At 41.7% G+C, this 12,353-nt stretch carries 10 protein-coding genes; 6 read left to right on the top strand and 4 right to left on the bottom strand.

Features of this window, described 5'->3' with window-relative positions:
• Positions 1 to 50 precede the first annotated feature (50 nt).
• The 4 genes from parE to gltS all read left to right on the top strand — a co-directional run bounded on the left by parE (position 51) and on the right by gltS (position 6,767).
• Positions 51 to 1,949 carry a DNA topoisomerase IV subunit B gene (gene parE, locus FEE42_RS12150; RefSeq protein WP_164028745.1) on the top strand — a complete coding sequence of 633 codons (1,899 nt, stop codon included), beginning with the start codon at positions 51 to 53 and terminating at the stop codon, positions 1,947 to 1,949.
• A gap of 23 nt (positions 1,950 to 1,972) precedes the next feature.
• The gene (gene nirK / locus FEE42_RS12145) at positions 1,973 to 3,154 is read left to right on the top strand and encodes a copper-containing nitrite reductase (protein WP_164028744.1); all 1,182 of its coding nucleotides are present in this window, start codon (positions 1,973 to 1,975) and stop codon (positions 3,152 to 3,154) included.
• A 107-nt stretch (positions 3,155 to 3,261) separates the two neighbouring features.
• The gene (gene parC, locus FEE42_RS12140) at positions 3,262 to 5,517 is read left to right on the top strand and encodes a DNA topoisomerase IV subunit A (protein WP_164028743.1); all 2,256 of its coding nucleotides are present in this window, start codon (positions 3,262 to 3,264) and stop codon (positions 5,515 to 5,517) included.
• A gap of 32 nt (positions 5,518 to 5,549) precedes the next feature.
• A complete protein-coding gene (gene gltS, locus FEE42_RS12135; protein ID WP_059366775.1) occupies positions 5,550 to 6,767 on the top strand; it encodes a sodium/glutamate symporter in 1,218 nt (405 codons plus the stop codon).
• 40 nt (positions 6,768 to 6,807) lie between these two features.
• Here gltS and FEE42_RS12130 read toward each other — a convergent pair whose 3' ends face one another.
• The 3 genes from FEE42_RS12130 to metC form a co-directional block, all read right to left on the bottom strand.
• Positions 6,808 to 7,314 (bottom strand): DUF2301 domain-containing membrane protein, encoded by a 507-nt coding sequence (locus FEE42_RS12130; protein ID WP_059366777.1) that lies wholly within the window; start codon positions 7,312 to 7,314, stop codon positions 6,808 to 6,810.
• 83 nt (positions 7,315 to 7,397) lie between these two features.
• Entirely contained in the window at positions 7,398 to 8,753 is a 1,356-nt protein-coding gene (gene mpl / locus FEE42_RS12125; protein ID WP_164028742.1) for a UDP-N-acetylmuramate:L-alanyl-gamma-D-glutamyl-meso-diaminopimelate ligase, read from the bottom strand.
• A 106-nt stretch (positions 8,754 to 8,859) separates the two neighbouring features.
• The gene (gene metC, locus FEE42_RS12120; protein ID WP_059366780.1) at positions 8,860 to 10,050 is read right to left on the bottom strand and encodes a cystathionine beta-lyase; all 1,191 of its coding nucleotides are present in this window, start codon (positions 10,048 to 10,050) and stop codon (positions 8,860 to 8,862) included.
• A 136-nt stretch (positions 10,051 to 10,186) separates the two neighbouring features.
• Between metC and FEE42_RS12115 the strand changes: the two genes are divergently transcribed.
• Positions 10,187 to 10,789 carry a peroxiredoxin C gene (locus tag FEE42_RS12115; RefSeq protein WP_059366782.1) on the top strand — a complete coding sequence of 201 codons (603 nt, stop codon included), beginning with the start codon at positions 10,187 to 10,189 and terminating at the stop codon, positions 10,787 to 10,789.
• A 103-nt stretch (positions 10,790 to 10,892) separates the two neighbouring features.
• The gene (gene pgsA, locus FEE42_RS12110; RefSeq protein ID WP_059366784.1) at positions 10,893 to 11,453 is read left to right on the top strand and encodes a CDP-diacylglycerol--glycerol-3-phosphate 3-phosphatidyltransferase; all 561 of its coding nucleotides are present in this window, start codon (positions 10,893 to 10,895) and stop codon (positions 11,451 to 11,453) included.
• Positions 11,454 to 11,654: 201 nt separating this feature from the next.
• Here the strand turns inward: pgsA and FEE42_RS12105 are convergent, their stop codons facing one another.
• On the bottom strand, positions 11,655 to 12,065 hold the full coding sequence (locus FEE42_RS12105; protein ID WP_164028741.1) for a hypothetical protein: 411 nt from the start codon (positions 12,063 to 12,065) through the stop codon (positions 11,655 to 11,657).
• Positions 12,066 to 12,353 lie beyond the last annotated feature (288 nt).

The following is a 12,353-nucleotide window of genomic DNA, read 5'->3' as shown; positions in this document are numbered from 1 at the left end:
TTTTGATACACTCTCTCGCAATTTTTCTATATCTAATGAATAACCTAAAAATGACAACTCAGTATTCAGCTCAAGAAATTACGGTTTTAAAAGATCTCGAACCGGTGCAAATTCGCCCTGGTATGTACACCGACACCACCCGTCCAAACCACCTCGCACAAGAGGTCATTGATAATAGCGTGGACGAAGCCCTTGCCGGTTTTGCAACAAAAATTGAAGTGATTTTACACGCCGATCAATCTCTCGAAGTTATTGATAACGGTCGGGGAATGCCGGTGGATATTCATCCCACAGAAGGCGTTTCCGGTGTAGAGGTGATCTTAACCAAACTCCATGCGGGCGGTAAATTTTCCAGTAAGAACTATGAATTTGCCGGTGGCTTACACGGTGTGGGGATTTCTGTGGTGAACGCCCTTTCCGAACGGGTTGATATTCAAGTAAAACGCAATGGCGAAGTGTATAAAATCGCCTTTGAAAACGGCGTAAAAGTGGAAGAACTTGAGGTGATCGGCACTTGCGGCAGACGCACTACCGGAACTACCGTTCATTTCAAACCCAATCCGAAATATTTCGACAGTGCAAAATTTTCCGTCAGCCGCCTGCGCCATTTATTGCGTGCCAAGGCGGTTCTCTGCTCCGGACTTGAAATCAAATTTATTGATAACGTCAATAATACTCAAGATGTGTGGTTGTATGAAGACGGCTTATCCGACTATCTCATTGAAGCCGTTAATGGTGAAGAAACCTTGCCTGAAAAACCCTTTGTCGGTGAATTTAAAGGTACAAACGAAGCCGTAAGCTGGGCATTATTGTGGCTACCACAAGGAGGGGAACTCATTGGCGAAAGCTATGTAAATTTAATTCCCACCATTCAAGGCGGTACACATGTCAATGGTTTGCGTCAAGGCTTACTGGATGCGATACGGGAATTTTGCGAATTCCGCAATTTACTCCCTCGCAGCGTAAAACTCACCGCCGATGATATTTGGGATCGCTGTGCTTATATCCTTTCGCTAAAAATGCAAGATGCCCAATTTGCCGGTCAAACTAAAGAGCGCCTGTCATCACGCCAAAGTGCGGTCTTTGTCAGCGGTGTGTTAAAAGATTCCTTTAGCCTATGGCTAAACCAAAATGTACAAGATGCGGAAAAACTTGCTGAAATGGCGATCAGCTCTGCTCAACGCCGTTTGCGTGCCGCCAAAAAAGTGGTACGGAAAAAACTCGTTAGCGGTCCGGCATTACCGGGTAAATTAGCGGATTGCGGCTCTCAAGATCTGGAAAAAACCGAGCTTTTTTTAGTAGAAGGCGATTCTGCGGGCGGTTCGGCAAAGCAAGCCCGAGATCGTGAATATCAGGCAATTTTGCCGTTGCGGGGAAAAATTTTAAATACGTGGGAAGTTTCACCGGAACAGGTGCTCGGCTCCACTGAAATTCACGACATTGCCGTTGCCTTAGGAATCGATCCGGATAGTGATGATCTATCCCAATTACGCTACGGCAAAGTCTGTATCCTCGCCGATGCGGACTCAGACGGTTTACACATTGCCACCCTGCTCTGCGCGTTGTTCTTACGTCATTTCCCAAAATTAGTGCAAAACGGACATGTTTATGTGGCAATGCCGCCACTTTACCGCATTGATTTAAATAAAGAAGTATTCTATGCCTTGGATGAAAGCGAAAAAGAGGCAATTTTAGATCGCCTAAAAAACAAAAAAGGTAAGCCAAACGTGCAACGTTTTAAAGGGTTAGGCGAAATGAATCCTTCTCAATTACGGGAAACCACCATGGATCCGAATACCCGTCGTTTGGTGCAATTAACCTATCATTTCGATGAAGAACAAGGGGCGGAAACCCTAGAATTAATGGATATGCTTTTAGCGAAAAAACGTTCCGAAGATCGAAAAAATTGGCTACAAACCAAAGGCGATCAAGTGGATTTAGCGGTGTAATTGACAACAAAGCAGGTAAAAAAATGAATGAACAACGCCGTGATTTCCTTAAAAACAGTACATTAAGTATCGCTACGCTCACACTGGGTGCCGGCTTAATACAAATGCCGCCTGCGCAAGCAACAGAAGACAACAATTCCCCAATATCGCCGGAACAACCCCTACCGGAAATAGAGGCGGAAATCACTTTGGCACCGGAAGTACCCAAACCGATCGAGCGTAATTATCCGGCAAAAGTGGTAATAAAACTGACCGCACTTGAAAAAATTATGGAATTAATGGACGGCGTCCAATATAAATTTTGGACGTTTAATGGCAATGTGCCGGCGCCGTTTATTCGGGTACGGGAAGGGGATATAGTGGAAGTACAGCTTTCCAATTCTGCCAGTTCAATGATGTCGCATAGTATTGATTTTCATGCGGCAGCCGTACCCATAGGGGGCGCTATCGCCAGTGAAACCGCACCAACCAGAACCGGTACGTTTCAATTTAAAGCATTGCGTTCGGGCATTTATTTATACCATTGCGGTAGTCAGCCGGTTGCTGTTCATCTTGCTAAGGGAATGTACGGCTTAATTTTAGTTGAACCGAAGGAAGGCTTACCAGAAGTCGATCGTGAATTCTATATTATGCAAAGTGAATTTTATACGAAAGGACGATTTGGTGAGTCCGGTCTGCAACCCTTTAGCATGAGTAAAGCCATTGATGAACGCCCCGATTATGTGCTGTTCAATGGAAAAGTCGGCGCAATGATGGAAGAAAATGCACTCAAAGCCAAAACCGGTGAAAAAATTCGTTTATTTATCGGCAATGCCGGCCCTAATTTGATTTCATCATTCCATTTAATCGGTGCGGTGTTTGATAACGTATATGTGGAAGGTGGTACATTAATCAACCACAATGTTCAAACCACACTCATTCCATCGGGCGGTGCGACCATTGTTGAAACCCAAATTGATGTGCCCGGCACTTATGTCTTTATGGATCATTCTATGTTTCGTGCTGCTAACAAAGGAACAATGGGGCAAATTATCGTGACGGGAGAAAAAAATCCGTCAATTTATTCCGGTAAATTAAAAGATGAACCAATTAGAAATGATCCTAATCCCCAAAAACCACAACCCGTTCCTTATGAAATCGATAGCCACAAAGGGATGACACAGCACTACCACGCAGATATGGAAAGTGGCGCGACCAAGAAATAATAGAAAAGAATCAATAAAGTGCGGTCAAATTTTTAATAATTTTTTTGGGGATAGCATTTAACCCCGATTAATCACGAAGAAGAATTTTATAAACCGAAAAAAATTATATGAACACAAATATCAACTACGAAGGCATCGAACAAATGCCGCTCCGCACTTTTACCGAAAGTGCCTATCTTAATTATTCCATGTACGTCATTATGGATCGTGCGTTACCTTTTATCGGTGACGGATTAAAACCCGTTCAACGCCGTATTGTCTATGCGATGTCGGAGCTTGGCTTGAATGCCACCGCAAAATACAAAAAGTCCGCCCGTACTGTGGGTGATGTATTGGGTAAATTCCATCCGCACGGCGATTCCGCTTGCTATGAAGCGATGGTATTGATGGCCCAGCCCTTTTCTTATCGTTATCCGTTGGTGGACGGTCAAGGTAACTGGGGCGCGCCTGATGATCCTAAATCTTTTGCGGCAATGCGTTATACAGAATCACGCCTTTCCAAAATTTCTGAAATTTTACTTTCCGAACTCGGCCAAGGCACAGTAGATTATCAACCGAACTTTGACGGTACATTAGAAGAACCGCAATATTTGCCTGCACGTTTACCGCATATCTTGCTTAACGGCACAACAGGGATTGCGGTGGGAATGGCAACGGATATTCCACCTCATAATATTAATGAAATTGCCGATGCTGCCGTTTTATTACTTGATAATCCTAAAGCCAATCTTGATGATCTATTAGACATTGTACAAGGACCTGATTTTCCAACGGAAGCGGAAATTATTTCGCCAAAAACGGAAATTCGTAAAATTTACGAACAAGGCCGCGGCTCGATCAAAATGCGCGCGACATGGAAAAAAGAAGACGGAGAAATCATTATTTCTGCCCTGCCACATCAGGCTTCTCCCTCTAAAATCATTGCGCAAATTGCCGATCAAATGACGGCAAAAAAATTGCCGATGGTGGAAGATATTCGTGATGAAGCCGATCACGAAAACCCGATTCGTATTGTCATCGTGCCCCGTTCCAATCGAGTGGATACCGACGCCCTCATGGCACATTTATTCGCCACCACCGATCTTGAAAAAAGCTATCGGGTGAATATGAATATGATTGGGCTTGATCATAAACCGGCAGTAAAAGGGTTATTGCAAATTCTCAATGAGTGGCTGCATTTCCGCCGTACTACCGTCACACGCCGTTTACAATATCGCTTGGATAAAGTGCTTTCCCGTCTGCATATTTTAGAAGGCTTAATGATCGCATTTTTGAACATCGATGAAGTCATTGAAATTATTCGTCACGAAGACGAACCGAAAGCAGAACTTATGGCGCGTTTCAATTTAAGCGATGAACAAGCCGATGCGATTTTAAACTTACGCTTGCGTCACTTAGCAAAATTAGAGGAACACCAACTCCGTGCCGAACAAAATGAGTTGGAAAAAGAGCGGTCAAATTTAGAAACGATTTTAGGATCGGAACGTCGCCTAAATACGCTCATCAAAAAAGAAATCCAAGAAGATGCTAAAAAATACGCCAGTCCGCGGATGTCGCAATTAGTCGAGCGCGAAGAAGCAAAAGCCATTTCAGAAAGCGAGATGACACCGGCAGAACCGGTTACCGTCATTTTATCGAAAATGGGCTGGGTACGCTGTGCGAAAGGGCACGATATTGATCCGAAAGCATTAAGTTATAAAGCCGGTGATCAGTATCGCGCGCATACTTATGGTAAAAGCAATCAAGCTGCCGTATTTATTGACAGCACCGGACGCAGCTATGCCGTTGATCCGCTTACCCTGCCTTCAGCCCGTTCACAGGGCGAACCTCTCACTGGTAGATTAACCCTGCCTGTCGGTGCCACTATTGAGCATGTCATCATGGAACCGGAACAGCAGGAATTATTAATGTCATCTGATGCGGGCTATGGCTTCATTTGTAAATTTGAAGATCTAATTGCACGTAACAAAGCAGGAAAAGCCTTGATTTCTTTACCGGAAAATGCCAAAGTGTTGGCGCCAAAAATTCTGTCGGATTCAAGCGCACTTCTCGTTGCCTTGACTTCAGCCGGCAGAATGTTAATTTTCCCGGTACAAGATTTACCGGTATTATCAAAAGGTAAAGGCAATAAAATCGTGAGTATTTCCGCGACGCATGCAAAAGATCGTAGCGAATTATTAGTGAAATTATTGCTCATTTCAGATCAAGCCGCTCTTGAGTTCCACTCCGGCAAAAGAAAAATCACATTAAAGCCGGAGGAACTGCAAAAATTCCGAGCGGAACGCGGCAGAAAAGGATCACCACTACCCCGTGGCTTACATAGTAATGTGGATATTGTGGTCGTCGAACCTGCACATAATTAAATTATTCGAAACCAGTTACAGGAGGATATTTCGTGAATATTGTATTTGATACTTATCAAACACTTGCACTCGCCAGCCTTGTTTTATTATTAGGCTATTTTTTAGTAAAACGCATTAGCGTACTTAAAAACTTTAACATTCCCGAACCGGTTGTCGGCGGTTTTATTATCGCTATCGCACTGTCAATTTGGTACCAAGTGGATGGTACTTCATTTACCTTTGAAAAAAGTTTACAAACTACAATGATGTTAGTTTTTTTCTCATCAATCGGTTTAAGTGCGAACTTTGCCCGTTTAATTAAGGGCGGTAAACCACTCATTATTTTCCTATTTATTGCAGCGGCATTAATTTTCTTCCAAAACGTGATCGGCATTGTCGGTGCTCAAATTTTAGGGATTGATCCCGCCTATGGTTTATTAGCCGGATCCGTCACTTTAACCGGTGGTCATGGTACCGGTGTGGCTTGGGCTGAAACCTTCATCAAAAAATTTAACTTACCGGCGGCGACAGAAATCGCAATGGCCTGTGCAACATTCGGCTTAGTTTTTGGGGGAATTATTGGCGGCCCGGTGGCACGTTTCTTATTAAATCGTCAAAAACAAGGGGAAAACCCGGAAAATGATGAAGTTGATGATGTACAGGAAGCCTTTGAGCATCCAACCTACCAACGTAAAGTCAATGCACGTTCCATCATTGAAACCATTGCAATGATGTCTTTCTGTTTGTTAATCGGTCAATATCTAGATAGCATAACAAAAGGCACGGCATTACAATTGCCAACTTTCGTTTGGTGTTTGTTTACTGGCGTTATTATTCGTAATGTATTGGCACATATTTTCAAATTCCGTGTGGCAGATTCCGCTATTGATGTCTTAGGTAGCGTAGGTTTATCCATTTTCTTAGCCATTGCCTTGATGTCATTAAAACTTTGGGAATTAGCCGGTCTTGCCACGGATGTATTAGTTATCCTAGCAATTCAAGTTGCTTTCATGGCATTCTTCGCTATTTATGTCACATATCGTGCAATGGGTAAAGATTATGATGCGATTGTACTCAGCGCGGGGCACTGTGGTTTTGGTTTAGGTGCAACACCTACTGCGGTTGCAAATATGCAAGCAATCACCAGCCGTTTCGGTGCGTCTCATAAAGCCTTTTTAATCGTACCAATGGTGGGGGCATTCTTTATTGATTTAATCAACGCCTCACTATTAAAAGTTTTCTTAGTTGTGGTGACCTATCTACACGCATAAGATACAAAAAGAGCGGTAAAATTGACCGCTCTTTTTTATTTTAAACCTGATACTTTGTTTTATCCCCAATATCAAAATGCAGTGGCATTCGGCATTTTTGTATCGCGAGAAGTAACATCAGCATGCCAACAATAATCGACAAAATTCGAGTTATTATTCCGCCTTCAAATACCCAAGCAAACCATAGTATTGCTACAAAAATAGGCTGTAAATTTAATAACGGCACACGGAAACAAAAATATTCTTTAAAACAAAGCCCACCTAGTGTGACTAATGCACCGCCTAATGCCAGTTCGTGCCAACCTAAAATATAGCAAACTAAGCCTAACCAAGTAGCAAATTGAAAAGTTAAACGAAAATGCTTGAGATAAATATGTAAAGACGAAGCACAGCAAATCGCAGCAATTAAAACGGTGATTTCTGCCAAACTTGGCAACCAAGTCAGTAGCAAAATACTAAACGCGGCGATAATAAACCCTAGTCGATAAATAATCACGGTGATTTTATCCCAAATATCCATAGGGGATTGAATATGCGGATCAGCCATTTTTTTCTCCTTTCTAATCAAGTAATAAAACGAAAGTGCGGTCAGAAAAAATTTCATTTTCTAACCGCACTTTAATCAAAAAATTATTTTAATTTATCTAAAATCTTTTGGTGAATGCCGCCAAAACTTCCATTTGACATGACTAAAATATGATCCGTAGGTTGTGCTTCTGCAACGATCATATCAACTAACTTATCAAGATTTGCCGTCCAATATGCAGGTTGTACGCACTGTGCGGCAATTTCAGCCACTTCCCAAGGAATATTATCCGGCTGTAACATAAAGACGACATCCGCTCTGCCTAATGCCGGTGCAATTTCATCTTTATGCACGCCCATTTTCATGGTATTCGAACGAGGTTCCAATACGGCAAGAATCCGAACGCCTCCCCCGACTTTGTCACGTAAAGCGGTCAATGTTGCAAGAATGGCTTCCGGATGGTGGGCGAAATCATCATAAACCGTAACCCCATTAACTTCGCCTTTTACTTCCAAACGGCGTTTTGCATTAACAAAAGAGCCTAAGGCCTCACAAGCTTTTTCTACAGGAACACCTATATGATAGGCTGCGGCAATTGCCATTAATGCATTATGCATATTATGTACACCGACCACATTCCATTTCACTTCAGCCACTTTTTCACCATCATGGAATACCGCAAAATGGGAGGCATCCGTTGTAATACGTTCTGCGAACCATTCTTTATCTTCCCCGATAAATTGTTGTTCAGACCAACAACCCATGGCTAACGTCTCTTTTACGCTTTGTTCATTGACAAAAGAAAGGATACGCCCGCTTGCCGGAATAGTACGAATCATATGATGGAACTGGCGTTGAATCGCTTTTAGATCATCAAAAATATCCGCATGATCAAAACTGATGTTATTAATAATTAAGGTTTTAGGGTTGTAATGAACAAACTTAGAACGCTTATCAAAAAACGCCGTATCATATTCATCAGCTTCAATAACGAAGAAATTGCTTTCCCCTAAACGGGCGGAAGTACCAAAATTACCGGCAATTCCACCAATTAAAAAGCCGGGTTTCAAATCATTTTGTTCCAAGATCCATGTCAGCATACCGGTTGTGGTGGTTTTTCCATGCGTACCGGAAACCGCTAAAACCCAACGATTTCTCAATAAATTATCATGCAACCATTGCGGGCCGGAAGTGTAAGGCAAGCTATTTTCCAACACATACTCCACGCAAGGATTACCGCGTTTTAGTGCATTTCCAATAATCACTATATCCGGTGCCGGTTGGAGTTGGTCAACGTCATAATTCGGAATAATGTCAATATTTTGCTCTTGTAAAAAGGTGCTCATCGGTGGATAAACATTTGTATCCGAACCGGTAACTTTATACCCCATTTGCTTGGCGATCATTGCCACACCACCCATAAATGTGCCGCAAATGCCTAAGATATGAATATGCTTCATTGTGCTCTCTTTTGTATTAAAAAACAGAAAGTATGATAGATCAACTCAAAGAATGAGTAAACAAGGGCTTATTCTATTAAGCCCTTTGAATAAATAAGAAAAGAAATCAAGCAATTCGTTCAAATCCGGCTTTTAAATCGGCGATAAGTTCATCAACATTCTCAAAACCGATATGTACACGAATTAATGATCCGGTTAGTTTTCGTTTAATATTTGGACGAATTCTGGCAATTTCCTCCGGTTGATTACACAAAATTAACGATTCAAACCCGCCCCATGAATAGGCCATCGTAAACAGTTTGAAATGATCGATAAATGTTGAGACTTGTGTATCGGTTAGACGTTGGTTTAATTCAAAAGAAAACAATCCGCTTGCACCGCTAAAATCACGTTGGAAAAACTCATGTCCGGGACAACTTGGTAACGCAGGATGATACACCGCCTTCACTTGCGGTTGCTCACTCAACCATTTTGCCACTTTAACACTGCTTTTATGATGTTGTGCTAAACGCACCGCTAAGGTACGAATGCCCCGAGACGTAGTATAAGCCGAATCCGCATCCGCCATCTGTCCCATCAAATAGGAATGTTCACGCAATTGATCCCAAGTGCGGTCATTTGCGACCGCAGTGCCAATCATCACATCCGAGTGTCCCACCAAATATTTCGTCCCCGCTTGAATAGAAATATCAATCCCATGCTCTAATGCTTTAAATAACACGCCTGCTGCCCAAGTATTATCAATCATTATCACCATTTCAGGATTTATCGCACGGGCAGCTTTTACGATAGTAGGAATATCCGGTACTTCCATCGTAATAGAACTCGGTGATTCTAAAAAAAGAACTTTAGTATTCGGTTGAATTAATTGAGCAATACCCTCACCGATTAAAGGATCATAATAAGTCGTATCAACCTGCATTTTTTTCAAAACAACATTGCAGAAATCTTGTGTCGGTTCATAAGCCGCACCACTCATCAAAATATGATCACCGCTTTTCACAAAAGACAAAATCGCATTCGTCACTGCAGCTGCACCGCAAGGATAAAGATAACAACCGGCTCCGCCCTCTATTTCACACATTAGATCTTGTAAGGCAAAGTGAGTTAAGGTGCCGCGACGCCCATAAAATAATTCACCTTTATAGCGATTTTTCGTGCAGTGTTTTTTATCCGCTATCGTTTCAAAAACCAAAGATGACGCACGTTGAATAACGGGGTTTACCGCTCCCTGAGAGAATCGTTTATTGCGCCCGCCATGGACAAATGTTGTAGATAATGAATCATTTTTTGACATAGATTTCACCTTTACTTAGACAATACGAACAATGTGATGGAAAAACCGCTGTAAAAGTGCGGTCAAATTTTATAGAATACCGACTACATTTTTCTATCAGAAAATTTTTATTCACTCTAATATAGGAATTATGACTATGGTATTAGTAACTCGTCAAGCACCGGATTTTACTTCATCCGCCGTTTTAGGCAACGGTGAAATCGTTGATAACTTTAATTTTAAAAAACATATCGAAGGCAAAGCTGCCGTTATTTTTTTCTACCCGTTAGACTTCACTTTCGTGTGCCCGTCTGAATTAATTGCATTCGATCACCGTTATGAAGAATTTAAAAAACGTGGTGTTGAAGTCGTTGGCGTATCAATTGACTCTCAATTTACCCACAATGCGTGGCGTAACACCCCGACTGAAAATGGCGGTATCGGGCCGGTTCAATATGCATTGGCTGCTGACGTTAAACATGAAATAGCTCAAGCATACGGCATTGAACATCCTACCGAAGGTGTGGCATTGCGTGCTTCGTTCTTAATTGATAAAAACGGCGTAGTCCGCCACCAAATTGTCAATGATCTTCCGTTAGGTCGTAATATTGATGAAATGTTACGTATGGTTGATGCGCTACAATTCCACGAAGAGCACGGTGATGTTTGTCCTGCGCAATGGGAAAAAGGTAAAGAAGGAATGAAAGACAACCCTGAAGGTGTTGCTAAATATTTAAAACAAAATGCCGACAAATTATAATCTTTACTAAACCTTTATAATAAAGCCACATGATGTGGCTTTTTTTATATTTAGAGATCCTTTAGAATAGCGCTATCTGTAACCAAAGTGCGGTTAATTTTCTATGAAATTTAATATTCCTATTTTCCTTACAATTTTTCGTGTCATTTTGATCCCTTTCTTTGTGATCACGTTTTATTTGCCTATTGAATCAGCCCCATTTGTTACCACCCTTATTTTCTTCATAGCCGGAGTAACGGATTGGCTTGATGGCTATCTTGCACGTAAATGGAAACAAACCACCCGCTTTGGGGCATTTTTAGACCCCGTGGCGGATAAAGTCATGGTCGTTGCCGCACTAGTCCTCATTGTGGAAAGCCAACATACATTTTGGATCACAATTCCTGCAATTATTATGATTTCCCGCGAAATTATTATTTCTGCATTACGTGAATGGATGGCAGAATTAGGCGAGCGCAATAAAGTGGCCGTTTCTTGGTTAGGCAAAGTCAAAACCACCTCTCAAATGCTTGCACTAGGCGGTTTATTATGGCGCTACAATATTTATATGGAGATTTTGGCAATCATCTTACTTTATGTAGCGGTTATTCTAACGGTTTGGTCAATGATTCAATATTTAAGTGCAGCAAAAGAAAATGTATTGGATGAATTAGGAGATAAATGACTTTCTGTCAATGATCATTCAAAAATAACCCTGTCAGACGCAGGAGGGTCATAGAAAATTGATCCGCTGCGTCGTTTGATAAACGCCTTGTTATTTAAACAGGGGATAATCTTGTATGCTTTGTATGGAAACAATTTAAAAAATCCGCTACCTTTACCATAAAGACGCTCTCTCAGCGACAAATCGCTAAACAACTTCGCCTCAAGTCGTTGTACTGTCAAAAAATATCTCAACACAATTTCGGCTGTCCGCTTGCCATTTGCCCTCACTATCTCGGCTGGTAAAATCCGTTTGCTTCGCCCGTATATCCCCTTCTCTCGCCGTAATGCGGATATCCTTAGCATTCACACTATTACCTAAACTGAATTCACTCATTGCGTCCGTGTTCTCCCGTTTATGCGAGAAACCCGAACCGCTTTCCACCCGAATTAAGGCACCACCAGCCGCTACGTCCGTGTAAGCCGTATATCCCTTCGCCGCCAAACCTAACGCCTGTGCCGCTTTTACTCTATCGGAAGCGTCCTTATTTTTGACCGCACTTTCCACTGTCTGATGATAATCGCCTCTGCTCAAGTATCTACTTCCCAACGTTTCGCGTTGATTTTGCCGCATCAAACGTTAAGCCGCCTGCTTCACTGTTTGTGATAAGTTTATATTGATAAAAAGTAGAGCTCGTAAACCAACAGCTCACACACTAAAATTCATGGAATAGCGCGCGTAAAACAATGCTTCACACACGCTACGCTTGCTAATAATCCTTATAACGGAGATATATTATTATAAAATACATAAGAGATATGAAAATTAAAAAAATAAACTCCCTAATAGTCATATCTTTAAAAAAAGAAAAAAAAATCAACATGATAAAAACAAATACCATTATTAATGTTATAAAAAATA

This window comes from Rodentibacter caecimuris (genome assembly GCF_010587025.1).
Taxonomy (GTDB): domain Bacteria; phylum Pseudomonadota; class Gammaproteobacteria; order Enterobacterales; family Pasteurellaceae; genus Rodentibacter; species Rodentibacter caecimuris.
The sequence above is the reverse complement of the archived record's forward strand: the minus strand, read 5'-3'. Positions and strand labels throughout refer to the sequence as shown.

Bases quoted from the DNA above. Each gene is read 5' to 3' on its own strand.
- metC (WP_059366780.1), bottom strand. From the start codon at position 10,050: ATGTCAAAAAATGATTCATTATCTACAACATTTGTCCATGGCGGGCGC.
- pgsA (WP_059366784.1), top strand. From the start codon at position 10,893: ATGAAATTTAATATTCCTATTTTCCTTACAATTTTTCGTGTCATTTTG.
- parC (WP_164028743.1), top strand. From the start codon at position 3,262: ATGAACACAAATATCAACTACGAAGGCATCGAACAAATGCCGCTCCGC.
- FEE42_RS12130 (WP_059366777.1), bottom strand. From the start codon at position 7,314: ATGGCTGATCCGCATATTCAATCCCCTATGGATATTTGGGATAAAATC.
- parE (WP_164028745.1), top strand. From the start codon at position 51: ATGACAACTCAGTATTCAGCTCAAGAAATTACGGTTTTAAAAGATCTC.
- FEE42_RS12105 (WP_164028741.1), bottom strand. From the start codon at position 12,065: ATGCGGCAAAATCAACGCGAAACGTTGGGAAGTAGATACTTGAGCAGA.
- mpl (WP_164028742.1), bottom strand. From the start codon at position 8,753: ATGAAGCATATTCATATCTTAGGCATTTGCGGCACATTTATGGGTGGT.
- FEE42_RS12115 (WP_059366782.1), top strand. From the start codon at position 10,187: ATGGTATTAGTAACTCGTCAAGCACCGGATTTTACTTCATCCGCCGTT.
- nirK (WP_164028744.1), top strand. From the start codon at position 1,973: ATGAATGAACAACGCCGTGATTTCCTTAAAAACAGTACATTAAGTATC.